Origin of the sequence: Providencia sp. PROV252 (assembly GCF_033676005.1) — a bacterium.
In the GTDB taxonomy this organism is placed as follows: domain Bacteria; phylum Pseudomonadota; class Gammaproteobacteria; order Enterobacterales; family Enterobacteriaceae; genus Providencia; species Providencia vermicola.
Window position 1 is genome coordinate 2,804,176 of sequence record NZ_CP096294.1, and the last position, 16,999, is coordinate 2,821,174.

Consider the following 16,999-nt stretch of genomic DNA (forward strand, 5'->3'; position numbering starts at 1 on the left):
TACGGCTTTAACGTCCATTAAGGCTAAAATGCCTTAATGACAGACTAACGTTTTTTCAAATGCTGCATCAAACGCTTACGCTTACGTAATTGTGTTGCTGTCAGCTTATTTTTCTTATCCGCATAAGGGTTTTCACCCTCTTTAAACAGAATACGGATTGGTGTTCCCATTACTTGTAATGAACGGCGGAAATAGTTCATCAAATAACGTTTATAGCTGTCTGGTAAATCAGATACTTGGTTCCCGTGGATCACTACAATTGGTGGGTTATGCCCCCCTGCGTGAGCATACTTCATTTTCACGCGACGGCCACGGATCAACGGCGGTTGATGCTCATCTTCTGCCATTTTCATGATACGGGTCAGTAGCGCGGTACCAACACGACGAGTTGCGGATTCATACGCTTCTTGAACAGATTCAAATAAATTACCCACACCACTGCCATGTAGCGCAGAAATAAAGTGAATACGCGCAAAATCAACAAAACCCAGACGCAGTTCAAGCATATCCTTTACATGTTCACGATCTTCAGGCTTCATGCCATCCCATTTGTTGACCGCAATAACCAATGAACGCCCCGCATTCAAGATAAAGCCCAGTAAAGACAAATCTTGGTCAGAAATACCTTCACGTGCATCAATGACTAATAAAACAACGTTAGCATCTTCAATGGCCTGCAAGGTTTTGATGACAGAGAATTTTTCAACCGTTTCCGTCACTTTTCCGCGCTTACGTACACCAGCCGTATCAATGAGAATATATTCGCGCTCATCGCGTTCCATTGGGATATAGATACTATCACGCGTAGTGCCAGGCATGTCGAATACAACCACACGTTCTTCACCTAAAATACGGTTTGTTAACGTTGATTTACCGACATTTGGGCGACCAACAATGGCTAATTTAATTGGTAACGTTGTTGGGTCAAAATCATCTTCTTCGTCTTCTGCGAGCTCACCTTCGGCTTCTAACGCCGCCCAATAAGCCGCATTTTCCTCTTCTTCCGTTAACTCAACGTCTTCTTCATCTTCACCAATAAACGGTTTCAATGATTGTTCGATTAATTGAGTGACACCACGTCCATGGGATGCCGCAATGGGATGGATTTCACCTAAGCCAAGAGAATAAAAATCACCAATTGCCGTGGTAACATCAATACCATCCGTTTTATTGGCAACTAAATAGGTTTTTTTCTTACGGCTACGTAAGTGTTTAGCGATGCCTTCATCCGCAGGCATTAAGCCTGAGCGAGCATCTACCATAAAGAGTACGATGTCTGCTTCTTCAATGGCTTGCAAGGACTGCGCCGCCATGTGTGTTTCCACACCTTCTTCAGTCCCATCGATACCCCCCGTGTCGATAATAATGAATTCATGCCCTTCAACTTCAGCACGCCCATATTTACGGTCACGAGTCAGACCAGGAAAGTCCGCTACTAATGCGTCACGGGTACGGGTTAAACGGTTAAATAACGTGGATTTTCCTACGTTTGGACGCCCTACCAGCGCTACGACGGGTATCATTCTTAGATGCCTCACAACTTTAATTAACTAAGGAATTCTGAGGCTTAAACTCAGAAAACAAAAAAACGAAACGGCTCCTGTTATCAGGAACCGTTTATTTTATCGGTAAAATGGCGGTTTGTCAGGAAATTAACGCGTTAACAGATAAACTGTTCCGTTTTTCGCCTGAACCATCAGCTTATCACTCGCCACAACAGGTCGAGCATGAATACCAGAGCTATTCAATTTGTTTTGTGCAACAAAGCCGCCAGTGTTCATATCTAACCAGTGTAAATAACCTTCTTTATCACCAACAACGAGGTAGCCATTATACATTTCTGGTGCAGATAACCCACGGTTTAGCAGCTCTTCTTGCGTCCACAGAGTCACGCCATCACTTTTACGCACAGATAATACACGGTCATTTTGGTCTACCAGATATAAGTTTTCACCCGATAAAACCATGTTATTCACAGAACCTAATTCGCGTTTCCACAAAATTTGGCCAGAGCGCATATCTAACGCAGCTAATGTGCCGTTATAAGCAATTGCATACACTTTACCATCATCAATGATTGGCGACATGTCCACATCATTCAAACGACCGATTTCAGTTGAGCTGGTCACTTGTGAAATACGTTGCTGCCAAATCAGCTGGCCTTGAGATAATAACACAGCACTGACACGACCGTTATCACCACCCACAATTGCGGCGCCAAAGGCCACTGCTGGCGCTGATTCACCACGTAAAGACAGTGATGGCGTATCCATATTCACGGTCCATTTAATTTCACCGCTGTTTACATCTAGCGCCTGCAACTGGCCATTACTGGTGTGAATCATCACTAAGTCGTTGCTAACGGTTGGCTTAGATAGCGCTTCACCAGCAACTTCTACATCCCAAACAACTTGGCCATCTTCTTTGTTCAACGCAATCACAGTGCCACGTTCGGTACCAATAAAGATTTTGTCACCATCGATAGTTAAACCACCAGACAGTAGCGCAGACAAATTAGCAGAAAGGAAGCCTGTACGCTTTGAGAGATCAACAGACCAAATTTCTTTGCCACTATCGAGCTCAAGTGCTTTTACTAAACCTTTACGATCAGCCGCGTAGACGGCTGAACCATCCCAAGCTGGCGCTAATTCAGAGTAAAATTGTTCAACACCATTACCAACAGATTTATCCCAAACAATTGATGGAGTGAATTGATTCTCAACCTGTGGAAGTGGCGCCATAATGATAGAATCAGTTTCGCTGGAACAACCGGCAAGTAAAGCTGAAGCGACTAGGCCTATCAAAAGAGTTTTGCGCAACTGCATGTTTGTCGTTTCCTTTCTTCTTATGAATTAGATACGTTGTTCAATTTCAGAGTCAAAATACCTCTAAGAGATTGAGAACCTTCACTTTCTAACCCCTGTGCGTAAGCAGCTTTCGCGCCTGCTTTATCGCCCTTATGGAGTAGAGCATCACCACGGACATCCTGTGCCGTTGCTTGCCATGACTTACCTTTAATGTTCGCGACAGAAGCAATTGCCGCATCAGCATTACCTTGTGCAAGCTGTACACGCGCTAAGCGCAAGTTGATAAGATCTTGCATTTCAACCGTTTTCGCTTTAGTCAGTGCATTGCTTAATGCCGTTTGAGCGTTCGCTAAATCACCTTTATCGACAGCGATTTGTGCGAGTTCCAGCCCCATCATGGCACTGTAAACATCATCCGTTTCAGCTGCAAATTTTTGTGCAGCAATCACACCTTGCTCTGAACCTGAGCGTAATTGGGTGTTGATGGTTTCATATTTCTGCGCGCTTTCTTGCAGGACATTGACTTTATGAGACTGCCAATAGTTCCAACCGAAGACACCACCCACACCAATGACGAGACCAATGACTAATGGCGCGCCATAATTCGCGAAAAAGCGTTTAATCGCGTCAACTTGATCATTTTCGTTTGTATAGACTTCCACTTGTCTCTCCTTAACCTAATAGCTCAGTGATACGTGATGCCATTAGTTGCTGTGAAATAGTTTCTTGCGCGCCAGTCCGTAAATCTTTTAGGGTAACTTGGCTATGATTAATTTCATCTTCCCCCAAGATCAGGGCAATTTTTGCGCCTTGTTTGTCGGCTCTTGCTAACTGTTTCTTGAAGTTTCCACCACCGTGGTTAGTCATTAACCGCAGTGTAGGTAATTCGTCACGTACTTTTTCTGCAACCAGCAGCGCAGCTTGTTGGCTGTTATCGCCAAAAGAGGCCAAATAGACATCAGCAACTGAAGTGTCTGCCGTAAATTCAGGGTTCACTTCCTGAACTAATAACACCATGCGCTCCATGCCCATCGCAAAGCCAACCGCAGGTGTTCCACGACCACCCAGTTGTTCAACTAAGCCATCATAACGACCACCCGCACACACAGTACCTTGTGAGCCTAACGCTGTCGTTACCCACTCAAAAACGGTGCGATTATAGTAGTCAAGACCACGGACTAAACGCTGGTTAACGCGATATTTAACCCCCGCATTATCCAATAATTTGCATAAGCCATCAAAGTGCTCACGTGATTCGACATCAAGGTAGTCAAACAGTTCCGGTGCATCATTCAATAAAGCTTGAATATCTTGATTTTTGGAATCTAAAACGCGTAATGGATTGGTATACATACGGCGTTTACAATCTTCATCCAATTTATCTTTGTGCTGTTCTAAGAATGCAACGAGTGCTTCGCGGTAATTGGCACGCGCCTCTAAAGAACCAATAGAGTTCAGTTCTAGGGTAACATGCTCGCTAATCCCGAGTGCTTTCCACCAGCGCGCGGTCATTAAAATGACTTCAGCATCGATATCTGGCCCTGCTAAGCCAAACACTTCTGCACCTAATTGGTGAAATTGACGGTAACGGCCTTTTTGTGGGCGCTCATAGCGAAACATTGGTCCTAAATACCATAAACGCTGTTCCTGATTGTACAGCAGGCCATGCTCAATACCCGCACGGACGCAGCCAGCGGTATTTTCAGGGCGTAATGTCAGACTTTCTTCGTTACGGTCATTGAAGGTATACATTTCTTTTTCAACAACATCCGTCACTTCACCAATCGCTCTGCGAAATAGCGGGGTCTGCTCTACAATCGGGGTACGTATTTCACTAAAACCATAACCCTGTAAAATATTTTTTAATGTTGCTTCGATTTTCTGCCATACACGTGTATCAGCTGGCAAGTAATCATTCATGCCTCGAATGGCTTGGATATTTTTTCCCACTTTCTTTCTCTATTTTCAGAATGACATTAGTTTGATTATAAGAGCGAAATATCATCAGGTTCAATCAACAAACAGCAAATCCTGATACGAATCGAGATTTATCCGTGGATTTGCACAGTACTTGACCAATTTCAACTGCAAACACAGATAATAATTTGAATTGTGCACTAAAAATTTCAAGCTACAACAGATAACTGTGTAGCTTGAAATGACATGAGCAAATTTAGCTTTTTAAATTAATCTCAATTCGGTTACTTTCGTCCATCATGGCAGCTTTAGCACGAATCTTCGCTTCTAACTGGTCGATAATTTTATCATTATCAAAACGTTCTTTTTGGCGCTTGCCATCTTCATAAAAACCGCTTTTGGTTTTTGCGCCTGCTACACCTAACGTTGACACTTCAGCCTCACCTGGGCCATTAACCACACAGCCAATAATCGAGACATCCATCGGTGTAATCAGGTCTTCTAAACGCTGTTCAAGTTCATTCACCGTACCAATCACGTCAAATTCTTGGCGTGAACAGGTTGGACAAGCAATAAAGTTTATGCCACGAGAACGAATACGCAGTGATTTTAGGATATCAAACCCAACTTTAATTTCTTCGACAGGATCCGCTGCTAATGAAATACGCAAGGTGTCGCCAATTCCTTCTGACAGTAACATGCCAAGGCCAATCGCGGATTTAACTGAACCCGCACGCGCACCCCCCGCTTCGGTGATCCCTAAATGCAGCGGCTGGTCGATTTTATTTGCCAGTAAGCGGTATGAGCCAACGGCCAAAAATACGTCGGAGGCTTTAACGCTGACTTTAAACTGATCGAAATTCAGTCTATCCAAGATATCAACATGACGCATCGCGGATTCGACTAATGCTTCAGGCGTTGGCTCACGATATTTTTCTTGAATATCTTTTTCCAATGAACCGCCATTCACACCAATACGAATAGGAATGCCATAATGACGAGCACAATCAACAACTTGGCGAATACGTTCTTCACTACCGATGTTGCCAGGGTTAATCCGTAAGCAATCCACGCCATATTCAGCAACTTTCAACGCGATGCGATAATCAAAGTGAATATCTGCCACTAATGGCAAGTTAACTTGCTGTTTAATCAGTTTAAAGGCTTCCGCAGCGTCCATCGTCGGAACAGAAACACGCACAATATCAGCACCTACACGTTCGAGGGCTTTAATTTGGCGGACAGTGGCTTCGACATCAGTAGTACGGGTATTAGTCATTGACTGAACAGCGATGGGGGCACCGTCGCCTATTGGCACGCTACCTACATTGATACGGGTGGATTTGCGTCTTTTTATCGGTGATTCGTTATGCATTTTTCTTTAATTCTCCGAACGTCCATGTGCTCTTTGTTACCGTGGTATAGTGTTAACTATTGCTTCTATGCGTTCCACTATACACAAGAAAGCAAACTATAACCTATCAAAAAAGATGTTTTCGGATATAGTTTGCTTCTTCTTTACAATATTTTTTAAGCTTCTGGCAGCTTGAATTTCGCAGGGCGCTTCGCTTTGATAAAACGGCTTAAATCAACGGGATTACCTTGGAATTGAACGGTGACATTAGCAGGTGCACCAATATTCAAGCGGTAAGGCGCTGTGCCATCCAATTCCAGTTTATCGCCATTATTTTTAGCGCCACTGAATAAAATTTTATTATTCGCATCACGAACTTCTAACCAGCACTGCCCTGTAAAATTCAGAACTAATGCACTGCTACTAACTGGTGCAGGTTCTTCCGTTTGCGTATTTTGCGTTCGGTCTTGTGAAACAGTCGATTGAGGTGCATTCGGTAATGGAATGGTTCTCACGTTTGCTTGTTCAGAAGCACTATTTGATACAGCACCTTCTGGAGCCAATGTTTCTGACGTATTTTCCAACACCGCTGTTCCCACTGTAATTGAAGGATCATCGATTGGATTCGGTAATTCAACAGGTGTTGTGTTGTTGTCTTGTTGAGACAAAACCAAATCACTTTGATTTGCCATCGAGACTAATTCATCTTTTTGCGCGTTGTGGTCTTGCCACCACCAAATACCTACCATTGCTATCAAGATAATCACAATCAACCACGTCAGTTTCATTAACCAACCTTCGCGTTTTTTGCGTTTTTTACCCAATGAGTAGCTTTGCATTGGTGATACTTTCGCCAGAGGGATAGGCTCTTCCACTTTCATGAGTGCCTTAATATCACTTTCTGGTACGCCAACCATCCGCGCATATAAACGAATATAACCACGTAAAAAAGTGGGTTCAACACCAGCAGGAGCAATGTCTTCTTCTATCTCTTTTACCGTACTGGTTTTAAGGCATAATCGTTCTGCAACAATATCTTGCGTTAGCCCCATGCGCTGACGTGCCTGCGCTAATAATTGTCCTACAGTGACTGTAGTTTGTTCGGTATTATTTTCGATAGTCATTTGCTGGCAACACTATTTCCAAGTTAAAAAATATAAAGCAAATATTTATAAGCTCTATTCGTCAGAATTTATCATAGTTCTGAAACAACAATTAAATTTATCTTATTGCTTCACTATTGTAGGTGAACAAAGGCGTTTTGCCTAACGTAAAAACGCCTTGAAACATTACCTAACTCACTTATTGGATAATATCTATAAATCAGACTGATTTTACTTGGATAGGTTCCCCTGCTAAGCGTTTTTTCAACGTTCGCTTGGTTCTATCGATCACATCGCCAGCTAATTGACCGCAAGCTGCGTCGATATCATCACCACGAGTCTTACGAACTATAGTCGTAAACCCGTATTCCATCAACACTTTAGAAAAACGATCGATACGACTGTTCGAACTTCGACCATATGGTGCTCCTGGGAATGGGTTCCATGGGATCAAGTTAATTTTGCTTGGTGTGTTTTTTAAACATTCGGCCAACTGGTGCGCTTGTTCTACGCTATCATTCACGTGATCGAGCATCACATACTCAACAGTGACACGGCCTGCATTCGCATTCGATTTTGTCAGGTAGCGATTCACACTATTGAGGAAGGTTTCGATATTGTATTTTTTATTAATTGGAACAATATCATCACGAATATCATCAGTTGGTGCATGCAGTGAAATCGCCAATGCCACATCAATCATATCACCGAGTTTATCCAGCGCAGGAACGACACCTGACGTTGAAATCGTGACTCGGCGTTTTGATAAACCAAAACCAAAATCGTCTAACATGATTTCCATCGCAGGAACAACATTGTTTAAGTTAAGTAATGGTTCACCCATTCCCATCATCACAACGTTTGTAATTGGGCGGCGTCCACTGGATTTTAGTGAACCAATAATTTTTGCGGCACGCCAAACTTGACCGATAATTTCGGAAACACGCAGATTACGGTTGAAACCTTGTTGCGCTGTCGAACAGAATTTACATTCCAGCGCACAACCCACTTGGGATGAGACACACAATGTTGCACGATCAGCCTCTGGAATGTATACCGTTTCAACCAGTTGATCGCCAACTTTAATCGCCCATTTGATGGTGCCATCCGATGAACGTTGTTCATCTGCCACTTCAGGAGCGCGAATTTCAGCCACTTCTTGTAACTTGGCACGAAGGACTTTGTTGATATCCGTCATTTGCTCGAAATCATCGTAGCAATAGTGGTAAATCCATTTCATAACCTGATCGGCACGGAACGGTTTCTCGCCCATTTGTGCGAAAAATTCACGCATTTGCTTGCGATTTAAATCGAGTAAGTTAACTTTTTGATTCGTTTTTTCTGGTGTGACAGAAATAGCGGAAGATGTTGCACATTGTGCATCAGTCGTCATATCGGACATGTGTATTGCCTCGTTGTTACACTTTCGGCAGTGCTGAGTTCAGCACGACGTAGATTTTGAGTAGTCTTAAAAATATAAGCGCCCTGCTAAATTATAGCAGGGCGTGGCATTGTACAAACTTTACAACAATAATGCTAATGCACGTTTATTAACGTGGGCAGATTTCATCAGCAGTGAAAAAATACGCGATTTCACGTGCGGCAGACTCTTCAGAATCTGAACCGTGAGTTGCGTTCTCTGTGAAACTGTCTGCGTAGTCAGCGCGTAAAGTACCCGCTAATGCGTTGTCTGGATTAGTTGCGCCCATCAGGTCACGGTGACGTTGAATTGCATTTTCGCCTTCTAACACTTGCAGCATGATTGGGCCAGAAGTCATGAATTCAACCAGACCATCAAAGAAAGGACGGCCTTTGTGTTCAGCGTAGAAGCCTTCAGCTTGTTCACGCGTTAAATGCATCATTTTAGCAGCAATGATTTTGAAGCCCGCGCTTTCGAAACGGTTGTAGATAGCACCAATCACGTTTTTCTTCACAGCGTTTGGTTTAATAATAGAAAATGTACGTTGAACAGTCATAAATAACCTCTTAGCGATTTATTAGGCCTTTATTCTTTGCTCTTCCCTGTAAGTTAGGATGCAAGAACGTAAAATAGGGCATGTTGTAGTTTTTTATATTATTTCTAATTCGGATATTAGGGTTTTTGCCTCTAAAAATCAGCGCACCTAGGAAAAAGAAAAATAAGGCGTTGATTATAGGGGCTCTGATTACAATTTCCTACAGTCACAACAACATTTTGTTAAAGTTTTTATAGCAAAAAACACTATTTTTTCGGGTAAGTCACGTTTTTCCTCTGTTACTTAACTCTAAAGTTTAGCGCGGTGACTTGCCCGCTTAAATCTAAAACAGATATTTGGTAATTTCCGCTTTTTTCGAGCGTGAGCAAAATAGAGCCATTTTGCTCAGTGGAGTTCACTTGTTCACCATTTAAGAACCACCATTTCTGCCCTTGCCCACCTTGTGTGACTAAGCGTAAATCCAAGCTAGTTTTCCCTGGCAAGCGCTGTAAAACTTCCCCATCACGCACACCCGAAATCAATAACGGTGGCATTTCTAATTTCAATGGCGGGCAGCTTAAATCGGCTTTTGGTAGACGATTTTCACGTTTTTCACTTGAAGGCAACCAAGACTCAACCGTAATTGGCCACAAATGCACCTCTTTTTCTTGAGCCTTTGGACAATCTGCTGCTACTTGTAAACCTTGGTCATTGACCCAAATTTTTTGCCTTAGTCCTAATAATGACTCTTGATCACGCGCCATTAATGTTGGCGGGATGGTGTTATCCAAAACCCAACTTAAACGCCGCTGACGGCAATTGTTATCGTCTTTTAATAACGCCGTCCCCCCTGGCCAACAAATCACCGCTTGGCTAACACTTGCGGGCTTAGTATCTTTTGGTAGCGTCTCATGAGAGAGGTAAATTCGGCTCAATAACATGCCATTGACTTGGTTCATAATCGGGATGGCCGTTGCAACGCCTAATTGCCCCGCGACGGGAGTGGCATCAGGTCTTCCAACCCAAACCCCGATGGTATATCGCGGATTGACACCTATCGCCCATGCATCTCGGTAACCGTAACTTGTCCCTGTTTTCCAAGCCAAGTTCAGTTGCCCTGATAAATTAGCCTCTGGAACTGGACGTGCCTCTCCTCCCATAATACGACGGACAATCCATGCAGCTCCTGGCGACATCAATGCCCTATCGCGAATTTCATCCGTCGGTTTAAAACGCAGCGGCGATACATTACCTTTGCGTGCAAACGCACTATAAGCTGACACCAAGTCTTCCATCCGCGTTGCTGTACCGCCTAAAATCAACGACAAATTTGGCTCACTGCCCACAGGGAAACGTAATTCAGTACCCACGTTACGCAGTTGTGCGGTAAAGCGTTTGCTGCCATACACATCTAATAGTTGCACTACGGGCAAGTTTAATGAGCGCACCAGCGCATCACTCACGCTCACAGGACCGTTAAAACCGCTATCAAAGTTACCTGGTCGGTAATCATTAAAACGCCTAGGCACGTCCTGTAGCAATGATTCAGCGTGGATCAGGCCATCATCCATCGCTAGCGCATATAAAAATGGTTTTAATGTCGAGCCTGGAGAACGCCAAGCGCTGACCATATCTACATGACCAAAACGGCTATTATCTTGGAAATCTATCGAACCTATATAGGCTTTCACCGCCATATCAGTGTGATCGACCACTAAAATCCCCAAGGAAGTTTGCTTGGGAAGTTGGTTTTTCCAGTTCATTGCCATGTCTTCCAGTTGACTCTGTAAACTGGCATCAATGGTCGTTTCAATGATCGACTCTTGAGCATCTTTGGTCACTCGTCGAGCCAACAGCGGCGCAGAATGTGGGTTTTTACGTGGTGCGAGCCAAATTTGCTCTTGCTTAATATCCGCCACTTTTTCGTGGCTCCAGACTTGGTACTCTTCAAGTCTATCCAGCACTTTATCTCGCGCCGCTTGTGCCCTTTCTGGATAGCGGTCTGGTCGTAAGCGGCTTGGTGCTTGTGGTAGCACTGCAAATAATGCAGCTTCACTGGCAGTAAGCTTGGCAGGGGATTTATTCAAATACACCCAGCTTGCCGCACCAATACCTTCTATCGTGCCCCCATAAGGCGCACGGTTTAAATACATTTCGAGAATATCATCTTTCGAATAATGATATTCCAGTTGAGCCGTTCGCCACAATTGCTTTAATTTTCCCCCCAGAGTACGTTCATGGGGGTCGATAAGCCGTGCCACTTGCATGGAAATGGTACTACCACCAGATACAATTCGCCCTGAGCTAACAAACTGCCCTGCCGCACGCACTAATGAAAATGGGTTCACGCCAGGGTGACGATAAAAATGACGGTCTTCGTAAGTTAATAGCGCTTCGATAAAATCGGGGGAAACCTCATCAATTTTGACAGGAAAACGCCAAATTCCGTCTTTATCCGCAAAACGCCACAGTGGTGTGCCATCAGCGGCCACAACGGTTCGTGCCATTTCGATCTGTTTGATTGGCAAAGGCCAAATTTTATCTGCTGCTAAAAATAATAACGGCAGCAAAATGACCAAAGACACGAACGTAATGCCTGTGCGACGTAACCATTTTTTCATTGATGGGTGTACCGAAAAAGAAGTAAGAAAAGCCCTCATATTACACAATATAAGGGCCTAAGGTGATAATTAGCGAACGATTTCGACTTGCCCTTCTGAGTAGCCAGTTGCACGCCAATCAGGGACATACATTGACTCAACTTGTGGGACAGGGATGCTATACACACCTGGTGTCACGGCACGCGCTAAGTAAACCAAGGTTGTTGGGCGATACTGCTGAACCTCAACGGCAGCCACAAAGCGATCGTCACGGTATTCCATATGACGAATTTGCGATTGTTGCATGTCATCAATCAGTTCTTGCAAATTCGGTGCTGATTCACTTAAATTCGCGCTGCTATTGGCTAAGTTTTGGTTTTCCAACTCTAAGCCCGCAGGCAGCAAATCTACGACTAGTGCATCTGGCACGCTTTGCGATGCTTGAACTTCCAGTTTCACCACCACCATTTCACCGCTTCTTAATCTATCCAGTGAAATACGGTTACCTTTCATATCAAAGTAACTGCGTTGAATCCCTAGTACATTCGACATTGGTTTCGGTGAACGTTGTGGATAACCCACCACATTCAGGCGCGTATACAATGTGTTTGTGCCACTGTTTTCAATGCTATAGCCGTTTTGAATTTGGCCTTTACTTAAGAACTCACTAACAGGTTTGTCCGAAATCATCGGCGGTTCTTGCCCGTTAATTAACGCTTTCCACGGCGCTTCAGACTCATTCAAGTAGAAACGCCCTGCTAAGAACAATGCATTGCTTTCTTGAGTTGAGAAATAACGTTGCGAAGTCAGGTTATTTGACAGCGTTTGCAGTTTTTGGTCACGGGATTTCGGCATCAAATTATATTCATTTAATAACGCAATGATCATCGCATCATCACGAATGGTTGAGCCGTAATCACCAATATAGTTATAACCAGTACGTTGTTTTTTCAAGCCCTCAATAATCGCACTTTCACCACGGGATTTATCCCCCATCAGATTTAATGCCACCCCTAACTGAACCAATGGTAACCCGCTGATTGCATTGTTACTTTGGCTATACAGTTGGCGCAATGCCCCTAATGGTGCTTTTTGCTGTGATGCTAACACTAAACCTGCATACGCCTGTGTCGCAAAACGTGCAGCCGGCTGGTTGTCAGTGTATGGGTAATTGATTTGATTACCATCTTGCAAGTAACTTAACAGACGCGTATTGGCGTTGCTCAGTGCATCTTGCGGAACAGTGAAGCCACGTTGATTCGCTTTGTTTAAGAAATCTGCGGCATAAGCCGTTAACCAGTATTCTTCACGGCCGTTTCTATCCCATAAAGAGAAGCCACCATCGCCGCGTTGCATGCTTAGCAGGTGTGGAATACCAATTTCAATCGCTTTATGGCGATCCGCATCTGTTTGCGTTTTAATCCCTAACTTGTTCAGCTCCGCTTGTGTGGAGAACAATGACGGATACAGACCACTGATAGTTTGCTCAAGACAACCGTACGGATACGCAAATAGCTCGCGAATATAACGAGAAATATCTAACGGTGGACGGCTAGTTAACAGCACTTGCCCTTCCAGAGTTTCAGGGTTCAATGCCGCTATTTGATTCGTTGGTAATGACCACACTGTACCTGGTTCAATTGCGGTTGCAAACGCTACAGTTTCCGCAGGTTGAGCAGGACGCACGCCCACTTTCCAGCTGTTGCTGTAATCTTTGTTCGCTTCCCCATCAATCTTCATTCCATTAATGGTCATCGACACTTCACCTTGACCAAAACCATAGTCAGCTTTGACAGGTAAATTGATTGTCGTGCGCTTACCTTTTGGAAGCGCTAATTCACGGCTCGTCACACCATCCAACTTCACCATGCCTGACGCTTTGAAATTCACGGTCAGGTTTTGCGTGTTGTCTGTCATGTTAGTCAGGTCGAGGGCGAAATAGGATTTATCACCACCCGCCATAAAACGTGGCATCGACATTTGCGTCACTAACGGTGCGGCAACAATCACTTTGCTATCTGCATGGCCGAAATCTTTTTCATTCCACGCTTGTGCCATCACACGCAGTTCACCATTAAAATCAGGGATTGCGAGGGAGACTTCCCCTTCCCCATTTTTATCCAATGTGACAGGCTTGGCTTGCTCAGCGATAATCTGCACTTCTGTCAGTGGCTTCATGCCACCCCGTTCCAGCGCAGCCTCTTCGCTATCACCACCAAAACGCAGGTTCGCAACTTTACCTTGCCCTTCAATCAGATGACCATAAACGTCATATTGGTCAACACTGTAACGCTTACGACCAAAGAATGCGTCGTATGGGTCTGGCGTTTTGAAATCGGTGATATTCAGTACACCCGTATCCACCGCAGATAACAGCACATTCACTTTTTCAGGAAGTGGCTTGCCATCTTGCGCTGTCGCTTTAATCTTCACCGTTAAGTCTTGGTTCGGGCGCATTTTATCTGGCGACGTTAACGCTAAAGCAATTTTACGGTTTTCATCCGCAATCGGCAGATGCAGCACACCTACAGCACGTTTAACGGTGGCTTCTTTCGAGTCATCACCTGGGCGAACGACAACAGCTGAAATATATAAATCATGACGTGCCCACTCTTTATTCACAGGCACTCCAACGTCTAAGCCTTTTTCAGGCACATCTATCTCTTCCCACCATAGAGGGCCATTGCTCGATTCAAGTAGAACGTAACCTTTACCTGCTTTTGGTGATTCAATGCGAACTTTCGCCTTTTCACCTGGTAAATAAGCGGGTTTGTTCAGGCTTAATTTCACTTGGTCAGGGCGCACAGAACCGCTGCCGCCAGTGTTATCTTGCCATGAATAGCCCGCCCAGAATTGCAGGCTAGAGACTAACTGGTTTTCTGGATTCAGCACTTCAATGCGAAACGCGCCCCAATCCACAGGGAACGAGACTTTGGCAGTACCGTCTTTTGCAATCGCGATATTTTCATTCGCCATCACTAAATCTTTTTGGTCGTAATTGGATGACCAACCACCACTTTCAGACCAACTCCAGTAATAATCGCGGCGCTCATACACTAAACGCACGGTTAAGTTGTCAGCAGCTAGTTTATTACCCGCCGCATCCGCCATAACTAATTCGAACTCCGCCAGTGAATTTTCGTCCACATTATGGCGTTTCACATAACGGTCGGTGCGATAATCATAGATTTCTTTTTTCGCGAATAATGGGCGAATACCCACCAGTTTTTCCGCTGGCCAAATCGCTTGTTCCGCACGGCGCGTCACAGGGCGACCACCCGCTTCTAATAAGCTGGCCTGTAAAACCGCAGAAATTGGTGAACGAGTCGAACTCCAATTGCTATTTGGGATAGAAATAACCGTTTCACCATTGCTATCGAGTGTTAGGTCAAATTCATCCAACTTACGTGGTAAGCCTTCTTCATTGACGGCACCAAATTCAAAACCTGGCAATTTTGCGACAGCTTCACGGTTCGCTTTCAGGAGTATTTGCCCTTGCAGCTCATTGCTCGCCGCTGGTGCACCATACAAATAACGACCTTGAATATCAAAATCAACAGACTGAGTGGTTAAACGCGGCACATCACTGCCAACGATTTCTAATGCCATGCGTTCTGGCATAAAATCTTCAACATTGAACTTATAGTAACGCTGAGGTGAGCCATCCCCTAAATCAAAGCGTAATGACCAGCCACCAGTTTCGGCATTTTTTGGAATTTCAAATTGGTATTGATATAACCCATTTTGGTTTTCCTCAGGTTGCCAAACAAAGCTGCGCACCACTTGCCCATCGGTTTTCAAGATGTCAACTTTAACAGGCTGAGATTTAACAGGGTTACCATCACCATCACGCAGCAAACCATTTACTAGCAATAATTCACCAGGACGATACAAATCACGAGGGCCAAAGGTAAAGAATTGTTTTGCAAAACCTTCAGGCCCTGAAATATCGAATTCAGAAAGGTCCAACGCAGGTTGTGTTAAATCGATCATACTGGTTTGCCCATCATGGGTTGCCAGTAACAACTTGCCGCCAGCCAATTTATCTAATTGCGCATGACCGTCACCATCAGTGGTACCTTTGGTCACTAATTGGCCTTTTTCATCCAAAATACGCAATTCCACGCCTTTAATTGCGGAACCTTTAGCTAATGACTGAGTGAAAATATCCACACGGTCTTGGTAGCTGTGCAGCGATACGCCAATATCACTTAAAGTGAATACTGTTGCAGGGAATTGATAGCTGTATGAACCCGCTTTTTGCATGATTGCAAGGTACACGCCATCTTGCTGAAGTTCTTTGATGTCTTTCAGTGGCAATAAAATGGTCTGGCGGGTATTTTTATCTGGGTTTAAATCAAAACGCCCTGTATAGGCCAGTTCAACCTTATCAAGAAATTCTTCGGAGTACCAATACTCGTAGTTACTGCGGTATTGCCACTGAGCTAAAAATTGCGGTAACTGTTTTTCATCCACACGGAAGAAATTCACATCCACTTTATCGACATTCAGCGCAATAACAGGCAAGCCTTGTGCCACTTTACTTGGTAATAAAGAACCTTTACTTGCAAAGCCAACGGTAGGAATGATTTGCGCCGTGGTGAACTTTTTATCGAACGTTTCAGAAATAGTGCGCTCATTAACCGCTTTAATACCTGGATTAATAGTAAGGTTTAATTCTTTTGACGGCGGTAAATGGCGAAAACGCAGTTCCATTTGATTATCAGACAGTTCCCAAGCACCATCTAATTTCCCTGACTTCACATCAATCAGGTTCACAAACTGCCCGAAATCTTGATTTGCTTGTAGCGGAACAGAGAAGGTAATGACCATCGCACTTGCACCATCAAGCTGCAATTCAGACGCATCCAGTACCGTTAAATCTTTCCCTGCGTATTTTTTAACTAACTCTTCAGTGGAAAGTTTTGGTGCTGTTTTTTTTTGCTCCGCAACGGGTGCTGTTTTGGTTTGATTTTCTGTCGACGATGCAACATTGTTTTCTTTTGTGGTTGGCTCTTTCGTGGTGTCATCACAACCAGATAATGCCACGACCGATGCTAATGCGATTGCAATATAGCGTTTTTTCGTTTTTAGACCCGCCAATGAAGCCCAACTAGATTGTTGTTTCATTACCGCCCGCCCTTTAATTAGTTAGAAATATTCTGTTTTTTTAAGGTATTAACAGGAAGTTAAAACCCATTATGCATTTAGAATGGCTTTAGATTATGCATAAATGAAAACGATAGATTTTTGTTTCATTCAT

At 44.0% G+C, this 16,999-nt stretch carries 10 protein-coding genes; all 10 read right to left on the reverse strand.

What is annotated here, in order from left to right:
* Window positions 1-44 precede the first annotated feature (44 nt).
* Window positions 45-1,523 carry a ribosome biogenesis GTPase Der gene (gene der / locus M1F05_RS12955; RefSeq protein ID WP_047756428.1) on the reverse strand — a complete coding sequence of 493 codons (1,479 nt, stop codon included), beginning with the start codon at window positions 1,521-1,523 and terminating at the stop codon, window positions 45-47.
* 129 nt (window positions 1,524-1,652) lie between these two features.
* Entirely contained in the window at window positions 1,653-2,825 is a 1,173-nt protein-coding gene (gene bamB / locus M1F05_RS12960; RefSeq protein ID WP_206082447.1) for an outer membrane protein assembly factor BamB, read from the reverse strand.
* Window positions 2,826-2,845: 20 nt separating this feature from the next.
* Window positions 2,846-3,469 (reverse strand): YfgM family protein, encoded by a 624-nt coding sequence (locus M1F05_RS12965; RefSeq protein ID WP_206082448.1) that lies wholly within the window; start codon window positions 3,467-3,469, stop codon window positions 2,846-2,848.
* Window positions 3,470-3,479: 10 nt separating this feature from the next.
* On the reverse strand, window positions 3,480-4,757 hold the full coding sequence (gene hisS / locus M1F05_RS12970; RefSeq protein WP_206082449.1) for a histidine--tRNA ligase: 1,278 nt from the start codon (window positions 4,755-4,757) through the stop codon (window positions 3,480-3,482).
* A 223-nt stretch (window positions 4,758-4,980) separates the two neighbouring features.
* Window positions 4,981-6,099 carry a flavodoxin-dependent (E)-4-hydroxy-3-methylbut-2-enyl-diphosphate synthase gene (gene ispG / locus M1F05_RS12975; RefSeq protein ID WP_206082450.1) on the reverse strand — a complete coding sequence of 373 codons (1,119 nt, stop codon included), beginning with the start codon at window positions 6,097-6,099 and terminating at the stop codon, window positions 4,981-4,983.
* 155 nt (window positions 6,100-6,254) lie between these two features.
* Entirely contained in the window at window positions 6,255-7,202 is a 948-nt protein-coding gene (gene rodZ, locus M1F05_RS12980; RefSeq protein ID WP_206082451.1) for a cytoskeleton protein RodZ, read from the reverse strand.
* Window positions 7,203-7,401: 199 nt separating this feature from the next.
* On the reverse strand, window positions 7,402-8,583 hold the full coding sequence (locus M1F05_RS12985; protein WP_206082452.1) for a bifunctional tRNA (adenosine(37)-C2)-methyltransferase TrmG/ribosomal RNA large subunit methyltransferase RlmN: 1,182 nt from the start codon (window positions 8,581-8,583) through the stop codon (window positions 7,402-7,404).
* 148 nt (window positions 8,584-8,731) lie between these two features.
* Complete coding sequence (gene ndk, locus M1F05_RS12990) at window positions 8,732-9,157, reverse strand: nucleoside-diphosphate kinase (RefSeq protein WP_206082453.1); 426 nt, start codon at window positions 9,155-9,157, stop codon at window positions 8,732-8,734.
* 278 nt (window positions 9,158-9,435) lie between these two features.
* A complete protein-coding gene (gene pbpC, locus M1F05_RS12995; protein WP_206082454.1) occupies window positions 9,436-11,757 on the reverse strand; it encodes a peptidoglycan glycosyltransferase PbpC in 2,322 nt (773 codons plus the stop codon).
* Between the two features lie 69 nt (window positions 11,758-11,826).
* The gene (locus M1F05_RS13000; RefSeq protein ID WP_206082455.1) at window positions 11,827-16,866 is read right to left on the reverse strand and encodes an alpha-2-macroglobulin family protein; all 5,040 of its coding nucleotides are present in this window, start codon (window positions 16,864-16,866) and stop codon (window positions 11,827-11,829) included.
* Window positions 16,867-16,999: the final 133 nt, after the last annotated feature.

Coding starts and splice junctions, on each gene's coding strand:
- ispG (WP_206082450.1), bottom strand. CDS start 6,099: ATGCATAACGAATCACCGATAAAAAGACGCAAATCCACCCGTATCAAT.
- der (WP_047756428.1), bottom strand. CDS start 1,523: ATGATACCCGTCGTAGCGCTGGTAGGGCGTCCAAACGTAGGAAAATCC.
- ndk (WP_206082453.1), bottom strand. CDS start 9,157: ATGACTGTTCAACGTACATTTTCTATTATTAAACCAAACGCTGTGAAG.
- M1F05_RS12985 (WP_206082452.1), bottom strand. CDS start 8,583: ATGTCCGATATGACGACTGATGCACAATGTGCAACATCTTCCGCTATT.
- rodZ (WP_206082451.1), bottom strand. CDS start 7,202: ATGACTATCGAAAATAATACCGAACAAACTACAGTCACTGTAGGACAA.
- bamB (WP_206082447.1), bottom strand. CDS start 2,825: ATGCAGTTGCGCAAAACTCTTTTGATAGGCCTAGTCGCTTCAGCTTTA.
- pbpC (WP_206082454.1), bottom strand. CDS start 11,757: ATGAAAAAATGGTTACGTCGCACAGGCATTACGTTCGTGTCTTTGGTC.
- M1F05_RS13000 (WP_206082455.1), bottom strand. CDS start 16,866: ATGAAACAACAATCTAGTTGGGCTTCATTGGCGGGTCTAAAAACGAAA.